This is a genomic window from Ferdinandcohnia sp. SAFN-114 (assembly GCF_059415045.1).
This window is the reverse complement of the sequence record NZ_JBPFDQ010000062.1, coordinates 11,670-30,547: the sequence shown is the minus strand read 5'-3', so window position 1 is coordinate 30,547 and position 18,878 is coordinate 11,670. Positions and strand designations below refer to the sequence as shown.

Genomic DNA, 18,878 nt, shown 5'->3' with positions numbered 1-18,878 from the left:
AATGTCACAATACTTATCTCAAGTATTGCCATTTTGGAGGTGTTTTATATTGTCTCACTATTTTAGGTTAGTCCACAACGAGGTACAAACTGCATGGCTTTTTATGGCGCCAGGGTTGATATTGCTTGCTCTATTCACCTTTTGGCCGATCATTTTCAGTCTTCCTTTGGCATTTACGAACTATTCGGTTATAGGAGAAACATCGTTCGTAGGACTGGACAACTTTAAACGTGCATTTTCTGACGTTGATTTTATTGCTTCGCTTAAAAACTCTCTACTCTATATGATTATTGTGCCTTTTATCCAAATTATCTCCATCTTGATGGCAATTCTAGTAAATCGAAAAATGGTAGGTATTAAGTTTTTTAGAACGGCTTATTATATTCCAGTTGTTACATCAATGGTTGCTGTTGCCATTATTTGGGGTTGGTTGATGAGTTCAAATGGGGTTCTCAACTATCTCTTAATGTCAATTGGAATATTAGATGAAAAAGTGAATTGGTTATCGGATAAAGATACCGCTCTATGGGCCCTCATGTTTATCACATTATGGAAGGGCTTGGGTTACTATATGATGATTTATCTTGCTGGCCTACAAGCAGTCCCAACCGATTGTATTGAGGCAGCAAGAATCGATGGTGCTAGTAACTGGCAAATCATTAGTAAAATCACGATTCCGTTATTAAAGCCATATGTATTCTTATGTACGTTAGTCTCCTTAATGGCAGCGATTCGAGTGTTTGATGAGGTATTCGTATTAACGTCTGGTGGACCTGGTAATGCAACTTTAACAAGTAGTGTCTATATCTACCAGCAGGGATTCGAACAATTTGAGTTTGGCTATTCATCTGCACTAGGATTAGTCGTAAGTTTCATTATCATGTTCTTCAGTATTTTCGTCTTCCTGTTTAACAAGAGGGGTGGTGTAAATCCATATTAATATGGATGAACCTATGAAAAATACGAATCTATTTAAAAAAATTGTCAGTAAAACAATCGTTTATGTGTTGTTAATCTTATTTGCCATCTTCATGATGGGGCCATTTCTTTGGCTAATCAGTGTGTCACTCATGCCTGGTAAGAATATTTTCGCGTTTCCACCTGCGATACTGCCAACTTTTATTGACTTCAAAAACTATATAGAAGTTTGGGAGTATATGGATTTTCTTAAATATATTTGGAACACCGTGATCATCACCTTCTTAGGTGTCACATTAAGTATTATATTTAGTGCTTTAACAGCATATCCGTTAGCTATTTTCAATTTTAAAGGAAGAAATGTCATTTTCATGTTACTCGTATCGACAATGATTATTCCTGCAGCTGCAGGACTTGTTGTTAACTATTTAACGATTAATAATTTGGGGTTAATTAATACATTTACCGGGGTAGTCCTTCCAACACTGGTCTCTGTATTTAACGTCTTCCTCTTTAGACAAGCATTCATGGGGATTCCAGGCGATATCAGGGATTCAGGAAAAATGGACGGCGCTTCCGAATTCCGGATTTGGGTTCAATTAATGATGCCAATGATCAAACCAGCAGTCGCAGTTGTGGGCTTGTTTGAATTTATGGCGAACTGGAATAGTTTCCTTTGGCCGATCATTGTCCTAGATACAGAAAAATACCCATTAGCTTCAGCATTAAGCTTTTTAAATGGTCAGTTCTCCTATAACTTTGGGTGGATTGCTGCAGGTACAGTAATCTCAGTAATACCCATCATATTCGTGTTTTTATTCACTCAGAAATATTATATGGAAGGACTTGCAGGAGCGGTTAAAGGATAAACCACCTGAAATAAAAAGTGCTAAGAAAAAGGGAGATATCAAATGTATAAAATTGCTTACATCCCACTAGACGAACGCCCATGTAACTATGACTTCCCAAGCCTTCTGTGGGACAGGGGGACAGGTCCCTCGTCCCACGGTGAAGTGAATCTCGTACGACCAGATTTGAGTCTGATGGGAGATAAAAAAACACCTGGAAATACGGAAAAGATTTGGGAATGGCTGTTCGAGGAAGCGGTGGATGCAGACGGTCTCATTCTATCAATCGATACATTGTTATATGGCGGAATCATTCCGTCTAGATTGCACCATTTAACATTGGATGAGTGCAGAGATGTGTTAGCGAGGCTTTCACAAATTAAGGAAGTTAATCCAGAAGTAAAAATATACGCATTCAACTTAATCATGAGATGTCCGAAATATTCAAGCAGTGATGAAGAACCGGACTATTACGAGGATTGGGGAAGTGAAATCTTCCAATATGGCAGATTGCATCACTTACTTTCTGCCAATCTTGCATCTGAAGAAGATGAAAAACAGTACGAAGAACTTAAGCAACAGCTTCCAAAAGAGGTTGTAGATGACTATCTTTCTCGCAGAAAAGTCAATGTTGAAGTAAACAAGCTTGCCCTTGAATATGTGAATAATGGAACGATTGATTTTATGATCATTCCACAAGATGATTCTGCACCTTACGGTTGGACGGCGATTGACCAGCAGGAGGTAAGGGGAGCGATTGCTACTCATCATCTCGAGTTAGATGTATACATGTATCCAGGTGCAGATGAAGTAGGTTGTACGATGCTAGCGAGAATGCTCAACAACTTTAAAGGGAAAAGACCATTGGTCTATCCAGTCTTCTCAAGTATGCAAGGCCCCTCTGTCACACCTTTGTATGAGGATCGCCCATTAATGGAGACTCTCAAATATCAAATTTTAGCAGCGGGTGGACTGATGACTTCAAGTCTTGCTGAAGCTGATCTTGCTCTATTTTTAAATTCACCCGTAGAGCCTATGATGGAGGCTGCCTATCAAGATAGTCTAAGTACAAAATATCAGGTGAATCGTAACTTAATTGATTTTGTGGAGCAGCTCGAATTTACAGTAAAGGAAAGAAACATACCGTGCGTGGTGGCTGATGTTGCATTTGCTAATGGTTCAGATTTAGGCCTTCTCAAGCTATTAAAAAGGAAGAATCTTCTTTTTAAATTAGCGGGGTATGCAGGCTGGAATACGAGCTCGAATACACTGGGAACATGCATTGCACAAGGGATGTTCTATCATGTTTATGGAAATACACAAACTCATAAGGATTTTCTAGCACTACGCTATGTCGAAGATGCGGGATATTGTAGCACAGTCAGAAAAAATGTTACAAATAACATCCTGCCAGAGTTAGGATATGACTATTTCCTTGTTGACGGAAAACGTGGAAAGGTTTCTGAAATTGTGCAGGAACAATTAACTGCGTTTATAAAAGAGAATCTTATCGACGAAGAAAATGAACTACGAATTACAGATTGCTACATGCCATGGAGCCGAATGTTTGAAGTTGGCTTAAAAGTTGAACATATCCGGGTCAGAGGGACAGGTTCCTCGTCCCTGTAAAAAAATGGTGGGACAAGGGACCTGTCCCTGTGTCCCAAAAAGGAGTTGCTGCTAGTGATGGATCGCAGAATTTCAGATGTTGTTGTGATTGGTGGAGGTTTAGGAGGGTGTATGGCTTCCTTGGCTGTTGCCAAAATGGGGTTAAAGGTCATTATGACGGAAGAAACAGATTGGCTAGGCGGACAGCTTACGAGTCAGGCGGTACCTCCGGATGAACATAAATGGATTGAAAGATATGGTTGTACAGCCACTTTTCGTGAATTTAGAGATCGTGTGCGCCAATATTATCGCGATAACTATCCGCTTACGAAGGAAGCATTGGAGAATGACATTTTGAACCCTGGAAATGGTTGGGTAAGCCGGTTAGCTCATGAACCAAAGGTTTCATTAAAGGTGATTGAGGATATGCTTGCCCCATACATTAACAGTGGGAAAATAACAGTCCTTTACAACTATAAGCCTTTAGAAGCAAAAACTGAAGAGGATGTTGTAAAATCTGTCACCGTTACTCACATTAGCGAGCCTAAAAAGATCGAGTTGATTGGTCAATATTTCTTAGATGCTACCGAATGTGGAGATGTTTTACCAATTGCCGGTGTCGAATATGTAACTGGAGCAGAATCAATGAAAGAAACTGGTGAACCGCATGCTTTAGAAGAGGCGAATCCAATCGATATGCAATCCTTTACCTATGTGTTCGCAGTGGACTATGTAGAGGGTGGAAATTTTGTAATCGATAAGCCAGAACAGTATGACTTTTGGCGTGAATATATGCCGAGTTTCTCTCATTTGCCTCTCTTTAGCTGGTATGCAACAGATGCGGATGATACATCGAAGCTTAAGCAGTTTACACTTTTTCCAAATGATGAAGATATTCCTTCCTTATTTACATATCGAAGAATACTAGATACAGAGAATTTGGAAGGGAATTTATATGAAGGTGACATTTCCCTTATCAATTGGGCGCAAAATGATTATTTTTTAGGTCCAATTTATGAAGTACCTGAAGAGGAAATTGAAAAAAACCTATTTAATGCAAAACAACAAAGCTTGTCTCTTTTATATTGGCTGCAAACAGAAGCACCTAGACTTGATGGAGGGAAAGGATTCCCTGGATTAAGACTTCGCAAAGATGTATTGGATACAGAGGATGGCCTAGCGAAATATCCTTACATTCGTGAATCAAGAAGAATAAAAGCTGTTTACACCATTACAGAACATGACGTTAGTAAAGAAATAAGAGGAGACCAAGGGATTTGTGAGTATTACGATAGCGTTGGTGTTGGTAGCTATCATCTAGATTTACATCACACAACGGTATCAAACCGAAGCTTTTATATCCCGAATTTCCCATATGAAATACCGCTTGGCGCTCTATTGCCAGTGCGTGTAAAGAATCTGATTCCTGCTTGTAAAAACATAGGGACTACCCAAATTACGAATGGTTGCTACAGGCTTCATCCAACAGAATGGAATATTGGAGAATCAGCAGGTTACTTAGTGGCGTATTCACTCTTAAACAATGTGACTCCGCATCAGGTGAGAGAACAGCAGGAGTACTTAGATGACTATCAAAATCTATTAGTAAATCATGGCGTTCAGCTACACTGGCCAGATGATATTGACTTATAAGGGGGAGAAGACCAAATGGAACAACCAAATATATTATGGGTTGACTTTTTAGCAAATGGTTCTCGATTATTAGACCCGGAAAAAATGAAAGAGTTAATCAAACATGCCGTTAGATGCGAGATTACACATCTTGTAGTGGATGCAAAAATTCCATATGGATTTACAACGTACCCAAGTGAGTTTGCCTATCATGTAAGTGAATTGAAGGATGAGCAATATCACGAATGGAAAGGCCGAGACTTTCTTCAAGAAATGATTCATTATGCAAAAGGATCTGGGATGAAAGTAATCGCAAATGTCGATGTATTTGCAGAAGGAAATGGAATCGATAAAGAAGGAATGGTCTATGCCAAGCCTGAGTGGCAGGTAGTTCACTATGACCAAGCCCTTTCAAATATGCCAACAGCTGCGGAAAACCACAATGATCCTACGGTTTTTGTGAATCCGATTCATCCAGAAGTAGAGGCCTATGAACTAAATATCGTTCAAGAGATTGTAAGCAAGTATGAAATAGATGGCGTTGTTTTGGACAGATGCCGCTATCCGAATATATATGGAGATTTTAGTAGCTTGAGTCGTTCAAAGTTTGAAGCTTATATCGGTCAAGAAGTTATCAACTGGCCGCAGGATATTATGACTGTTGAGGATAAGAAACCTGTTTTTGGTCGTCTTTTTCCGAAATGGGCGGAGTTCCGTGCGAAGAATATTAAAAACTTTGTTCAAAAAGCAAAAAATGTGGTTAAAACAAGGAATTCAGATTTGATTTTCACAATCTATGTGGGATCGTGGTATCCATTATATTATAACGAAGGCGTTAACTGGGGGAGTGAGACATATCACCCTACGTTGGATTGGACTTCAGATACGCACAACACGTCTGGATATGCAGAGGAATTCGATTTTATCATGACAGGCTGCTATTACCCGGAGGTAACAATTGAGGAAGCGTTAGCAAACGAAAGACCTGCAACTTGGTATAGTGTTGAGGGCGCGATAGAGATGAGTCAGGAAGCAATTAATGGACAAATTCCAGTGATTGCGAGCTTATATTTAAAAGATTATGCCGACAATGTTGAACAATTTAAAAAGGCTGTGCAGCTTTGTAAGGAAAAATCAAATGGAGTTATGCTGTTTGACACAGTGTATTTAGAGGATTATCAATGGTGGGATGAGCTAGAAAAATCCATTAGTAAGTAATTGGAGTGGATGACATGGAAAACAAACAAGGGTTTTTTGACAAAATATATAGAAGGTTAGTTGTATCTTGCCAAGCATTACCGGATGAGCCTCTTCATAGCCCCTATATTATGAGTAAAATGGCTGTAGCTGCAACTCAGGCAGGTGCAAGTGGTATTAGGGCTAACAGTGTTGAAGATATCCATGAGATAAAGAAGGTAACCAACCTGCCAATCATTGGAATCATTAAACAGGATTACGATAACTCGGAGGTTTTTATCACCCCAACATTGAAAGAAATAGAGCTTCTTGTAAATGAAGGTGTCGATATGATTGCGCTAGATGCGACAAGCCGAGTACGACCAGATGGCCATACAATTACTGAGATTTTTCCAGAAATCAGACGAACATATCCTGATCAACTCTTTATGGCGGACTGCTCAACTTTAGAAGAGGGCATTCAAGCAGAAAAAATAGGATTTGATGCGGTTGGGACCACATTGTCAGGCTATACCGAATACACGAAGGATGTAAAACTGCCCAATATTAAGTTGATAAAAGAATTTGTGGAACATTTGAGTGTACCAATCATTGCTGAGGGTGGAATTTCATCGCCCGAGGAACTAAAGGAAGTCATGGCAACAGGAGTCCATTCAGCAGTAGTTGGATCCGCAATCACACGTCCACAAGAAATAACAAAACGATTTCTAAATGCTTTACAGGATTAGGGACAAGGGGACAGGTCCCTTGTCCCTGTAAAAATATGGTGGGACGAGGCACCTGTCCCTGTGACCCAGTGAGGTGAGAGAGAGATGAAAATATTTGCTGCGGATATTGGTGGGACATCGATCAAAATCTGTGTGACTGATGAGAGCGGCACGGTTCAGATTTTTGATGAGGTTGAAACGGAGAGTAAAAAAGGTGGTCCACATATTATTCAAAAATTGGGAGATATCATCGCTACTTACCCAGATATAGACGCAATCAGCATTAGTACAGCTGGTCAGGTAAATAGTGAAGAAGGGTATATTATCTACGCAAATGACAATCTACCAAACTATACTGGTACCCGGATAAAGGATTTACTAGAATCGAGGTTTAACGTACCTGTAAAGGTAGAAAACGATGTGAATTCAGCAGCTCTTGGTGAAAAATATTACGGGGTTGGCAAGGAATATCGTGATTTTCTATTTTTAACTTTTGGAACAGGTATTGGTGGAGCGATTGTAATCGATTCAAAGTTGTATCGCGGTTTTACGGGTAGTGCTGGAGAATTTGGCCATATGAATCTATATCCAAATGGAATCCAGTGCGGTTGTGGTAAGTTGGGGTGTTATGAACAATATGGCTCTACAACAGCCCTTATCAGGGAAGCGAAAAAGACAAATCCTGACTGTACGAACGGTAGACAGCTATTTGAAATGATTCAGCAAGGTGATGAACAGTTATATGAAGTTTTTGATAAATGGACGAATGAAGTGGCGCTTGGTCTTGCCAGTTTAATACATATCTTTAACCCTCCTTGTGTCATTTTGGGTGGAGGCATCATGGAACAGGACTTAGCTGTCAAGCTTGTATCGGAAAAGGTTCAAAAACACATTATGGACAGTTATTCAGATGTGATTATTTTGAGATCCAAAAATGGCAATAAATCCGGGCTTTACGGCGCGATATCGCTGCACAAAATTTAGCTAAAGGGGCTAAATACAATGAATAAATCCAATCGAACATTTTATAGTTCTCATTTAAACAAAACACTAGATTACATGGTCCTAACGTTAAGTGAAAATATTGAGGATGCTTATCTATTATACGTCCAGGATGGCCGTGATTATATAGAACTAGGTGGATTGGAGGACGCGATTCAGGATTTAGTATCTGCGAATCCCGAGTTGGCCAACCACCTTGTGCTCGTGCTGATTCACCCTGGGGATTCGATTGAAAGATGGGAATCATTTAGTCGAACAGGCGCCTTCTTTCATCAATACCTGCGTTTTATGAACGATGAGTTCATTCCTGAGTTTGAAAGAAACCTAGGGGTTAGCGTTTCTAGAAGAGGCCTCTTGGGGGACTCGTTGGCAGGGAATATAAGTATAAATATCGCATTAGAGAAGCCGGAAAGTTGGACGCATTTATTGCTTCAGTCTCCGGCTATTTCTGATGGGGATATTGAGCGGGTGGAAGAAGTGGACTTTGCAGGATGGAATGTGCTTCAAACCGTTGGGACTTATGAAGATGAATTTGTATCCTCAATTTCAGATCAAAAATTACTTATCTTAACTAGAAACCGAGAGTTATATAGAAGCTTTACAACGAAAAATATAAACGTGCAATACATCGAAACAGAAGATGAGCATCTGTGGAAAGTGTGGGAGCGGGATCTACCCCGTGCGCTTGACTTTTTCTGTTGGGACTGGTCCACTGCCCCTGTGAAGGAGGTTTGACATGAAGATACGTTTTACAGGTGATTTAGCCGAGGTACTAGATGGAGTTCGAATTCTTAGTGATGATTTGGGATTAGAAATGGCGGAGGATGGATACCCGATTGAAGTGGTAAATCGCCAAGGTCCGTTGGTCGTGACGAACAAACAGATCATCTTTGATAAGAAGATTCACTTTTTCAGAGGGTTAGGGTTATGGCTACAGCATATGGAAAAAAGCAATGAGTTCCATCTAACAGAAGAGCCTCAATTTGAAACAAGTGGGGCGATGATTGATGTTTCCAGGAATGCTGTTTTAACGGTAGACGGCATAAAAATGTTGTTGCGTAAAATGGCCGTAATGGGCTTAAACATGGCGATGGTTTATACAGAGGATACGTATGAGGTTCCAGATGTCCCGTATTTCGGATACATGCGTGGAAAGTATTCCGAACAGGAAATTCGGGATTGTGATGACTATGCGTTTCAATTAGGGATCGAAATGATACCGTGTATCCAAACATTGGCACATTTAAAGGAAGCGCTGAAGTGGGGCTATGCGAATGAAATTAAGGATACAGATGATATACTGCTCGTCGGTGAGCCGAAAACCTATGAATTTTTGAAACATTTGATTGAGGCTGCTGTTAGACCGTATCGGACAAAAAGGATTCATATCGGCATGGATGAAGCCTTGCAGTTAGGTCGCGGTAAATATATGGAGAAAAATGGGTATGATGACCGTTTTGAAATTATGAACAAGCACCTTCAGGAAGTTGTATCAATTACCGAGGAATTCGGCTTGGAACCAATGATTTGGAGTGACATGTATTTTCGTTTAGCTTCTAAAAACGGGAATTATTATGACTTTGATGAAACAATATTGGAACAGGTTAAACAATCTATTCCTAACGTCCAAATGGTGTATTGGGATTATTATCATGCCGATGAGGAATTTTATGAGGGAATGTTAAATACTCATAAACAAATTGTGCCCAATCCACTTTTTGCAGGAGGAATATGGACTTGGAATGGAATCTCTCCGAACTATGCGAGGGCCTTTCGAAATTCGGAAGCTGCTTTAAATGCCTGTAGAAAAACAGGAATTAAAGAAGTATTTACAACCATGTGGGGTGACAATGGAGCGGAAACTCCAATTCAAGTCGCACTTCCAGGACTGCAATTGTTTGCTGAGCACACCTATCATCAAGAAGTAAGCAGTGAGCATTTGGAAGAGCGTTTTTATTACTGCACAGGTTATCAGTTAAATGATTTCTTTTTGTTAAATCAATTGGACGAGGTCCCTGGAGTCATGAAAGATAATTTATATTCCTCAAACCCGTCTAAATTTTTGCTTTGGCAAGATGTCCTAATGGGACTGTTTGATGAAAACATTAAAGGATTGCCGATTGCTAATCATTACAAAGGTTTAGTGGAAAAGCTTAAGGCGGCTAAGGAACGTAATCTAGGCGCTGAAAAATTGTTTTGCTTTTATGAGCAGCTAGCAAGAGTATTAAGCGAAAAGGCGGAACTGGGAAATCAGCTAAAGCTTGCCTATGATAAAGGGGATAAAGCAGGGGTTAAGGTGTGTCTTGAAAAGGTAGAGGTACTTAGAGTTGAGATTGATGCTTTACGAAAGTCACACAGAGATGTATGGTTTACCGTCAATAAACCGTTCGGATGGGAAGTTCTAGACATGCGTTACGGCGGCTTACTATCACGGTTGGAAACAGCACAATATCGATTAAATCAATGGCTGAACGGTCATATTACAACACTAGCCGAATTAGAAGAAGTGCGACTACGCTACGACGGTCCAGAACAATTCCCCGAAAACGTAACTCTAGGTAGAGGCGAAACCTACAACCGAATCGCCACAGCAAGCGCGACATAATTGTGGGACAGAGGGACAGGTCCCTTGTCCCTGTAAAAAATGGTGGGACGAGGGGGCCTGTCCCCTTGACCCAGATGGGGGGATGAAGTGTGCAAGAGAAGATGCAGTGGTACAACCCGAAGGAGAAGCCTTTTCGTATAAGTGGCTTTGCATGGTTTAACGCAGAAGAACGATATCGGCGACTACCTGTCAATTCAGATTTTCAAATTCCGCCACGAGTGGATGAGTTAGCGGATCATACGTCTGGTGGACAAATTAGTTTTCGGACGAATGCTACCAAGCTTGAAATAAAAGTAAAGCTAACGGATGCAGCTTACATGGGGCATATGACGGCTTCTGGTCAGTGTGGCTTTGATGTATACGTGGGCGAACCTGGACGACAACAGTATTATACAACTGCCATTCCATCACTTCTTGATCGATCTTACGAGAAAACAGTTTGGGATTTTACCAACAGTAATCAACACTCAATCGAGCATTCTAGAGAAGTAACGTTGTATTTTCCTTTGTATCAGGGGGTAGAAGAGGTTTTAATCGGAATAAATCCAAGTGCAATTATTGAATCACCTACTCCGTATTCTTCAGATAAACGAGTGATTTTCTATGGTACATCCATTACACAGGGGGCCTGTGCAAGTAGGCCTGGTATGTCGTACACAAATATCCTTAGCCGAAGATTTAATTTTGAATTTATTAATTTAGGATTCTCCGGAAGCGGGAGAGGTGAGCAAGGGGTGGCCTTAACCATCAGAGAAATCGAACGTCCAGCCTGCCTTGTCCTTGATTATGAGGCAAATGTATCGTACAAGGAATATAAAGAGACACTACTTCCTTTTATCGAAACCTATCGGGAGTATCATTCGGATGTTCCTATTCTCATCGTGTCAAGAATTCCATTTGTACATGACAAAGAAATAGGAGAATATGAAGACTATCAAAACCGTAGGCAGTACTCGAAATCAACGATGGAAAAGTTAAAGCAACAGGGAGATACGAAAATTTCATTTATAGATGGATCAACATTGTTAGGCGAATATTGGCATGAATGCACAGTCGATCGGATCCATCCGAATGACTTAGGATTCATGGAAATGGCGAATCGTATGGAGAGTGCGTTTGCTTTTTTAAAGACCCAAAAAGGTGATTAGTGGGTCCTAGTCAATGCTCAGGAAACGATTATAAGTATTTGGGAGGGTTACTTTGTTATATTTTGAACAACAAATCAAAGAATATGAATCATATAAACCACCTTTAACAAAGACGGACGATTTCCACACATTTTGGGAAGATTCGATAAAGGAGTCCGAGCAACTCCCTTTACAAAGCCATCTAGTAAGAGAAGAATATCCAATTAAGCAGATTGACGCCTATAAGGTTACCTACCAAGGATTTGGTGGAACACCGATAAGAGGGCATTATATATTACCGAAAGAAGCAAAGGGAAGTCTACCTTGTATCATTTTGTACCACGGTTATGGCATGGATAAAGGGTCTATTTCAGATTATATGAAATGGGTTATACAAGGATATGCCGTTCTAGCGATTGATAATCGTGGTCATGGTGAAAGTAGCGACGACTCAGGCTATATGACGGGTACAAATGGAACGTGGGTGTTGCATGGTATTTTAAACAAAGCCGAGTATTATTATCGAAAAGTATACATCGATAGTAAACGCGCCATTGATTTTCTATTTTCAAGACCTGAAATCGATAAAAGTCGGATCTGCATTTATGGTGGCAGCATGGGTGGAGGAATTGCGCTAGCCGTGGCCGCCCTTGATAATCGACCTAAAATAGTTATAGCTGATGTACCGAATATGTGTCATATTGAACTAGCAATTCAGCTGAAGCTAAAAGGGTCGTTAGTTAGCCTCGAAAATTATTTAGCAAAGTATCCTGAAAAAACATATCGGGTTTTCCATAACCTTACTTACTTCGATAATCTGAATTTTGCCTCCATGATAAAAAGTAAGACGAGAGTAACGATTGCGCTGAAAGATCCGGTTTGTTCACCTCAATCGATTTTTGGCGTATATAATCATATTGAAGCAGAGAAGAGTTATGTCGTTTACCCGTTTACTGGACATAACGTCGGGGGCATTAGCACACATCTTGATGATACGCTTAAGTATGTGAATGAGAATTTATAAAAGTAAGAAGTTCACGAAAACTTTATGAAAAAAAACAAGGCACAACGAGTGGCTAAACCCACTCATTGTGCCAGTTTGAATTGATTAGGATTTGTTGTGCAGCGAATCTGTCCCCATGTCTCCAGTTGCTGGGACAAGGGACCTGTCCCTGCGTCCCACGATTTTTTCGTAGTGTACGAGTCTTGTTTCGAATAGTTTCAATGGGTCGTAGTAGACTTCTGGGTTTGCTTTCATTTTTGCCAAGGTTTCTTTGTCTTGTTCGATACGACTGTTCGTTTGGTCAATCGCTTGTGATAGTCCATCTAAAGGTTCCTTGTAGAATAAGCTGACATCCTGTGGCAATGACCGCTTGAAAAAGTCGAATTGCTGCCAGAATTTACGTTGGATGGATTCCACAACTTCGGCATAGGACGCATTTTCTACATACTTTTTATATTGATTCAGCATGTAAGATTGTTGCTTTTGTGGTAGCAAGCCTAATACTTTGCCTGCGCCTTTCAGCAATACTTGCGCTGGATTGTGGCGAAGCATGATGTTTTCCTTATCAATTTGGATTTGATACGTCATGCGACCAATGTCTCGGTGCCAGTCTTCAACGACTTTAAAGTCGCATTCCAACTTGAGCTCTTTTTCAGGATAGACTTCTGACAGTGACTGAGTCATGTCATCTAAATAGTCTTGTGTCGCAACCAATTTCGAATTTGAGTTTTCGAGCCACTCTTGAAGCTTCGTTGAGAGACCTGGTAAAACCTCTTGAGAGAATAATCGCTGAATCTCTTCGTTCATTTTTTCATTTAACTCAATATGCAATTGGTTGAGGTTGCTGTCTTCTGTAATAATCTCCGAACACCCTGTAAGGATTTTTGGTATTTTTTCAGAAATATCTCGTTTAACATCCGAGATTACTTTGGAGAATGAATCTGTAATCTCTTTGCTCTTCTCGTTTTCCTTATCATGAAGGCTATTTAAAAATCCAGCTAATCTTGTATTGTATTCCTCATTATGCGCGATTACTTCAAGTAATTTGTTCTCTGCATCAGCACGTTTTTTTAACAGGCTGGAAATCACTTTTCTCAGTAAAAATAGTGTTTTTCCAACACGATAATTCGTTCCGAAGCTTACTTTAATATCACGTAAGAAGTTCATGTTTCGTACTGAATGAATCACCGCTTCAGGGAAATACTCATTTATTCTCACTGTGTCCAATGTATTTCGCAATACAAAATGTACAGGCGTATTCTTAGCGCTATGTTTAATTTGCGCGAGATAGTCAAAATCAGCCTCTGACAGGCTTTCCGCATCGCTCACGAATAAAACACCATCGACAACGGGTAAGAAGCCGAACGTTTTTCTCTTTTCCATAAAATACTCTTTATATCCAGTGGTATTCAATCGTAGTTCAGACGTCCGTAACTGGGCCGATGGCACTGTCACTTCTAAAATAGAGTCTGGAGTAATGGCTTCCTCCGGACTTGGTAGGGGATGACGACCAGCGTCCGACACGTCGGCTATTCCTTTTTCTGCTCCGTATTGAATGCTTGTATAATTAGAAAGAGTTGGAGTTAATAATTCCTCATCTAATATCGAATTTACAAAAGAAAACTTACCTTTTCCTAGAACAAGTAAATTCGTTGTTTTCGTATCAAAAAGTTGATCAAAGCCCCATACTAAACGGTCGCTCGTTTCGATATTATTTTTTCGAGCCCAATCAATGATGGTTTTCATGAAGTGGTGGCATTCATCTAGGGATAATGTACGGCTATGTGCATTTTCTAGAACAATTTCAGCCTCTTTTACGATCACCATTTTGATGGCGGAAGGGAAAATATCATCCCACGCCAGGATCGCTGCAGCTGCAGCTAACCCATTTGTTGCAGTCGTTGTGTTTAACCAATTGACTAGCAATTTTGGCATAAGCTGACCGATATCACGCAATAAATATTCACCAGTTGTTAATTTTAGATATGCTTCCTCGAACAAGTGAGTAATGGTATGCCACTGTTCGTACGGATTGATTTCTAAATCCTTCATGATTTTTATGACGGCATGAAGCCAGTTTAGATATTCGCTCGTATTTTGATAGCTTTCCCAAACAGCTGCCATTAGTTGTTTAAATCTTGCCTGGTCAAGTTCATAGAGCTTGCGCAGTACCGAAACGAATGTATCGGGTGCAAATGAACTACTGTGCCCTAATCCGCAGTAATCAATTAAAGCATCAAACCATTCGATAGCCTCTGTTCGCTTCGTTTCATTAATCGCCAATTCAATCGCATTTTTCCAATCTTCTTGCTCCTCGTAAAATTGCTTGGCAACCGTTGTAAGATTCGGATAATCCGGATAACTTTCAACTGCTTCCTGAATAACACGATAAGCTGCCTCAACTTTATTATCCTCAAGATAGAGTGAGAATAGGCTCAACGAAACTTCACTTGTCAGGATTTTATTTGTCGAAATAATCGAGCCATATACTTCTTCCGCATTTGCGAGCAAGCCAAGCTCATAATACGCATCCGCAATATTCTTCTTCGCCCACTGCTCTAAGTCGTTCGAGATGTTCTCCCACTTATAAATTGCGGCTTCATAATCCTTGTAATGAAAATAAACTTCACCTTGCGCATAGCGTATATAGGACAGGTCATACAGCTCCTTCTCCTGTTCAGCCATATATGCTTCACCAAGAATCTCAACCGGATGCCTCGTATCATTTTCAGAAATAAAACTTTGATAGTACGTTTTTGTAATAAACTCATGCTCAGATGTCATATGTAAAACCTCCAATGCTAGGACAGTGGAAATGAGTGGGGGGTCTCGCCCAATGGGCAAAGTCCCATGTCAAGATCTTGCCACGTTCTGGGACAAGGGACCTGGCTTGTGTCCCACTGTCTTGTGATGTTTTATTTGGTTCATTTCTCTTTTAAGGTATTCGTATACCAAATCATATATTAATACGTTTCAAAAGTGGATTTTATGTCGATTATTGGAAAATGAAAATAGTTTTCTATTAAAAGATACTCCTAAAGCTAACTGTACTAAATAACTAAGCTATATTCAATCAAACCTCTTTTTAGTTCAGTGGTCAAGGGGGAAAAAGTCCCTTTCCGAATGCACAGAAATTAGGGTTAACATATGTATGTATATTAGAAATGAAGAGAGCTTGAAAGAAATTGATCAATTCTGTTAGAGGAAAAAGATTGAATCCTCCGAACGGATCAAGTTTTATTATTGGGTGGCAGTACTACTCCTTTATTCGTTGGTCGGGCTATTGGTGACAGCATAGGTGAGGATTTAGTGCACGGCCGGATGTGGTCATCAAGTTGACATATTGAGAGAGTTTAAAGCGTTTGAATTGAAAACAATCGGGTCAGGAAGGCTATATTTTGTAATGGGACAAAGACCTTTAACGTGAGATTGAACGATTAGACGGATAGTTGGAGAGGTAACACTATGGCTCTTCTTAGGCAATGGGGTATTACACAATCATGAAGGGTGTATGTGATATTTATTGAATGGAATAAGAGGGTGTAAAGTTCTGTCATAGGGTGGATATGTTTTAATGAATAATTAAAAGCCTAATGTTAGGACCAAACCAGGGACAAGGGATCTGTCCCTGTGCCCCATTATATTCTATTTGCTAGTATTGTTATTGCTGCACTTACTATGATGGCTGTTATTGGAAGTAGGATATAAAGAAGAATTTTGTTTCTCTTTTTTTTTCTTTCCATTTCTTCTGGTGTGACCCATGTGCTCATACGTTTTTTCCTCCTCGTTTTCGGTAGCTGGCTGACCTAGTCGACAGGACTTTAGTCCCTATAGCTTTGCGCCCTCACGTTTCCGTGATTTTGCTATTATCCAACGAAATCTATTAAATACTGTATTATTATCGTCGTATTTTGTCGAATTATTAATAGGTATAAAGAACTATATTGGATGTTAATAAATAGTTTTTTAAACAGGAAAAAGCCCACTAAGCACAAGTTTATTGAGGCGTTAGAAATAAGATTCGAGATGTATTTCCTCGATTTTTGTTGAATACCAATCTTCACCGTGAAACAACTAGGCATACAGACCTACTCTGAAGAGTCTCAAAATATACTATAATATAGTAGGAGAACATAAAGTGGTAAAAGTTGTATAAGGGAGTGAGAAAGTATTGAAACGGTACATATGGTTATTGGTTGGTATTGCACTAGGCATTGTGATATTAACCGGTTGTAACAAGGATCCTTTGCCAGAAGAACGTTTTGAGGCATTCATTAAGGATTGGGAAAGTCAGGATTTTGATAAAGTATACGATCAATTTTCCTCGGATGTAAAAGAAAACGTCAAAAAGGATGAATTCGTGGAACGTTTTAGTAAGATTTACAGTGATATTGGAGTGGATGAATTAAAAGTTAACTTCGATAAACCGGAGGAAGAAATAAAACCAAACGATAAAGGTGAGGTTAGGTTTTCTTATAATGCTACAATGGAAACGGTAGCAGGTCCTATTGAGTTTGATGAGCAAACAACTCTCGTACTAGAAGAAAAAGACGATGAGAAAAAGTGGGCAATCCGATGGGAACCTTCAATGTTTTTCCCGGATATGGAAGAAGGGGATGGGATTGGCCTTGAGTTTTCATATCCAAAACGTGGGGAAATCCTTGACCGCAATGGTGTGAAATTAGCTGAAAATGGACTAGTATATGAAATCGGACTAGTTCCACAAGATCTTGGTGAAAACAAGGCTGCAACTATCGCAAAAGTGGCGGAACTATTAAAGCTAACGCCAGAATCAATTGAAAAGAAATTAAATGCTTCTTGGGTACAACCTGATTACTTCGTGCCAATCACGAAATTGTCTTTACAGGAGCAGGAGCTTGCGACAAAGGTCACTCAACTAGATGGTGTTCTATCAAAAAAAGTTGAATCTCGTGTATATCCATTTAAAGAAGCAACCGCTCATTTGATTGGGTATATCGGGAATGTGACGGCTGAAGACTTAAAAGAATTAGAGGAAAAAGGGTATACAGCAAATGATGTTGTCGGTAAAAAGGGTCTTGAAATGGTACTAGAAGATCGATTAAGAGGAGAAAAGGGAGCAAAAGTCTACATTAGAAGAGCGGATGGCGAAGGAAAAGTCACCCTTGCTGAAAAAGATGTGAAGGATGGCGAAACGATTACATTAGCTATCGACATTGACGTTCAACTTACAACATATGATCAACTAGGTGGGAACGCTGGGGCTGCTGCTGCAATTCATCCATTAACAGGGGAGACATTAGCTCTCGTAAGTAGCCCTTCCTTTGATCCAAATGCCTTTGTTCTTGGGCTATCTACAGAAGAATGGAATCGATTGAATGAAGATCCATTAAAGCCGTTACTAAATCGCTTTGGTGCAACATATGCACCTGGATCAACCTTTAAGCCAGTTACTGCAGGGATTGCACTTGAGAATCAGGTAATTACACCTGAAACAACAATAGATATAAAAGGAAAGCAGTGGCAAAAAGATAGTTCATGGGGGGGCTATTCAATAACAAGGGTTAGTGACCCAGGAAAACCAGTGAACTTAAGGGACGCATTTGTTTACTCGGACAATATTTACTTTGCCCAAGCTGCACTCGGAATTGGTGGAGAAGAATTTGAAGAAGAACTCAAGAAATATGGGTTTGGGGAACCATTCCCATTCGAGTATCCTTTATATGAATCAAAAGTTTCAAATAAAGGTTTAAATACTGAAATTTTAACTGCGGACACTGGTTATGGCCAAGGACAACTTGAAATGAGCCCTGTTCACCTAGCGATATCGTATACACCGTTATTAAATTCTGGGAACCTGCTCAAACCAAAACTTATCCTAGATGAGTCAGATAAAGAATTTTGGAAAGAAAACGTGATTACTCCTGAAACGGCACAACTCATTCTTAATGATTTAATTCAAGTTGTGGAAGACCCAAAAGGAACAGCACGTGATGCAAAAATTGAGGGCATTAGGCTTGCAGGAAAGACCGGTACGGCTGAGCTGAAAACTTCAAAAGAGGAAGATGGAAAAGAAAATGGATTTTTTGTAGCTGTAAATACAGAAAATCCAAGCCTATTAGTTGCAATGCTTATTGAAGACGTAAAAAACGGTAGTCATGATGTTACGCCTAAGGTAAAAGCCGTTTTTGAAAGTGTCTTAAAGTAAATTATAGAGCTGACGAGTTTCGTCAGCTTTCTTTATTTCCAATT

At 39.9% G+C, this 18,878-nt stretch carries 14 protein-coding genes and 1 riboswitch; of the genes, 12 read left to right on the top strand and 2 right to left on the bottom strand.

Annotated features, from left to right (window positions below):
- Window positions 1-49: 49 nt before the first annotated feature.
- The 11 genes from ACR65M_RS18350 (at window position 50) to ACR65M_RS18300 (ending at window position 12,668) form a co-directional block, all read left to right on the top strand.
- The gene (locus tag ACR65M_RS18350) at window positions 50-940 is read left to right on the top strand and encodes a carbohydrate ABC transporter permease (protein ID WP_440274028.1); all 891 of its coding nucleotides are present in this window, start codon (window positions 50-52) and stop codon (window positions 938-940) included.
- Between the two features lie 13 nt (window positions 941-953).
- Window positions 954-1,787: a carbohydrate ABC transporter permease gene (locus tag ACR65M_RS18345; RefSeq protein ID WP_341333031.1), complete on the top strand. Its 834-nt coding sequence runs from the start codon at window positions 954-956 to the stop codon at window positions 1,785-1,787.
- A 42-nt stretch (window positions 1,788-1,829) separates the two neighbouring features.
- Window positions 1,830-3,395, top strand: coding sequence for a DUF4127 family protein (locus tag ACR65M_RS18340; RefSeq protein ID WP_440274027.1), 1,566 nt, complete (start codon window positions 1,830-1,832; stop codon window positions 3,393-3,395).
- Between the two features lie 57 nt (window positions 3,396-3,452).
- Window positions 3,453-5,027: an FAD-dependent oxidoreductase gene (locus ACR65M_RS18335; RefSeq protein ID WP_440274029.1), complete on the top strand. Its 1,575-nt coding sequence runs from the start codon at window positions 3,453-3,455 to the stop codon at window positions 5,025-5,027.
- A 15-nt stretch (window positions 5,028-5,042) separates the two neighbouring features.
- Window positions 5,043-6,224 (top strand): alpha amylase family protein, encoded by a 1,182-nt coding sequence (locus ACR65M_RS18330; protein WP_440274026.1) that lies wholly within the window; start codon window positions 5,043-5,045, stop codon window positions 6,222-6,224.
- Between the two features lie 14 nt (window positions 6,225-6,238).
- On the top strand, window positions 6,239-6,931 hold the full coding sequence (locus ACR65M_RS18325; RefSeq protein WP_440274025.1) for an N-acetylmannosamine-6-phosphate 2-epimerase: 693 nt from the start codon (window positions 6,239-6,241) through the stop codon (window positions 6,929-6,931).
- Window positions 6,932-7,015: 84 nt separating this feature from the next.
- Complete coding sequence (locus ACR65M_RS18320; protein ID WP_440274024.1) at window positions 7,016-7,894, top strand: ROK family protein; 879 nt, start codon at window positions 7,016-7,018, stop codon at window positions 7,892-7,894.
- Window positions 7,895-7,912: 18 nt separating this feature from the next.
- Window positions 7,913-8,647 (top strand): alpha/beta hydrolase, encoded by a 735-nt coding sequence (locus ACR65M_RS18315; RefSeq protein WP_440274023.1) that lies wholly within the window; start codon window positions 7,913-7,915, stop codon window positions 8,645-8,647.
- A gap of 1 nt (window position 8,648) precedes the next feature.
- Entirely contained in the window at window positions 8,649-10,517 is a 1,869-nt protein-coding gene (locus ACR65M_RS18310; RefSeq protein ID WP_440274022.1) for a beta-N-acetylhexosaminidase, read from the top strand.
- An 89-nt stretch (window positions 10,518-10,606) separates the two neighbouring features.
- Window positions 10,607-11,665, top strand: a complete 1,059-nt coding sequence (locus ACR65M_RS18305; RefSeq protein ID WP_440274021.1) for an SGNH/GDSL hydrolase family protein — start codon at window positions 10,607-10,609, stop codon at window positions 11,663-11,665.
- A gap of 52 nt (window positions 11,666-11,717) precedes the next feature.
- Window positions 11,718-12,668 carry an acetylxylan esterase gene (locus tag ACR65M_RS18300; protein ID WP_440274020.1) on the top strand — a complete coding sequence of 317 codons (951 nt, stop codon included), beginning with the start codon at window positions 11,718-11,720 and terminating at the stop codon, window positions 12,666-12,668.
- An 84-nt stretch (window positions 12,669-12,752) separates the two neighbouring features.
- Here ACR65M_RS18300 and ACR65M_RS18295 read toward each other — a convergent pair whose 3' ends face one another.
- Window positions 12,753-15,431 (bottom strand): GTP-binding protein, encoded by a 2,679-nt coding sequence (locus ACR65M_RS18295; protein WP_440274019.1) that lies wholly within the window; start codon window positions 15,429-15,431, stop codon window positions 12,753-12,755.
- A gap of 854 nt (window positions 15,432-16,285) precedes the next feature.
- On the bottom strand, window positions 16,286-16,417 hold the full coding sequence (locus ACR65M_RS18290) for a hypothetical protein (RefSeq protein WP_440274018.1): 132 nt from the start codon (window positions 16,415-16,417) through the stop codon (window positions 16,286-16,288).
- A gap of 19 nt (window positions 16,418-16,436) precedes the next feature.
- Window positions 16,437-16,522, bottom strand: a riboswitch (cyclic di-GMP riboswitch).
- 296 nt (window positions 16,523-16,818) lie between these two features.
- Here ACR65M_RS18290 and ACR65M_RS18285 point away from each other — a divergent pair.
- Window positions 16,819-18,834 (top strand): penicillin-binding transpeptidase domain-containing protein, encoded by a 2,016-nt coding sequence (locus tag ACR65M_RS18285; RefSeq protein WP_440274017.1) that lies wholly within the window; start codon window positions 16,819-16,821, stop codon window positions 18,832-18,834.
- Window positions 18,835-18,878 lie beyond the last annotated feature (44 nt).

Bases quoted from the DNA above. Each gene is read 5' to 3' on its own strand.
- ACR65M_RS18345 (WP_341333031.1), top strand. From the start codon at position 954: ATGAAAAATACGAATCTATTTAAAAAAATTGTCAGTAAAACAATCGTT.
- ACR65M_RS18340 (WP_440274027.1), top strand. From the start codon at position 1,830: ATGTATAAAATTGCTTACATCCCACTAGACGAACGCCCATGTAACTAT.
- ACR65M_RS18335 (WP_440274029.1), top strand. From the start codon at position 3,453: ATGGATCGCAGAATTTCAGATGTTGTTGTGATTGGTGGAGGTTTAGGA.
- ACR65M_RS18330 (WP_440274026.1), top strand. From the start codon at position 5,043: ATGGAACAACCAAATATATTATGGGTTGACTTTTTAGCAAATGGTTCT.
- ACR65M_RS18325 (WP_440274025.1), top strand. From the start codon at position 6,239: ATGGAAAACAAACAAGGGTTTTTTGACAAAATATATAGAAGGTTAGTT.
- ACR65M_RS18320 (WP_440274024.1), top strand. From the start codon at position 7,016: ATGAAAATATTTGCTGCGGATATTGGTGGGACATCGATCAAAATCTGT.
- ACR65M_RS18315 (WP_440274023.1), top strand. From the start codon at position 7,913: ATGAATAAATCCAATCGAACATTTTATAGTTCTCATTTAAACAAAACA.
- ACR65M_RS18310 (WP_440274022.1), top strand. From the start codon at position 8,649: ATGAAGATACGTTTTACAGGTGATTTAGCCGAGGTACTAGATGGAGTT.
- ACR65M_RS18295 (WP_440274019.1), bottom strand. From the start codon at position 15,431: ATGACATCTGAGCATGAGTTTATTACAAAAACGTACTATCAAAGTTTT.
- ACR65M_RS18290 (WP_440274018.1), bottom strand. From the start codon at position 16,417: ATGAGCACATGGGTCACACCAGAAGAAATGGAAAGAAAAAAAAAGAGA.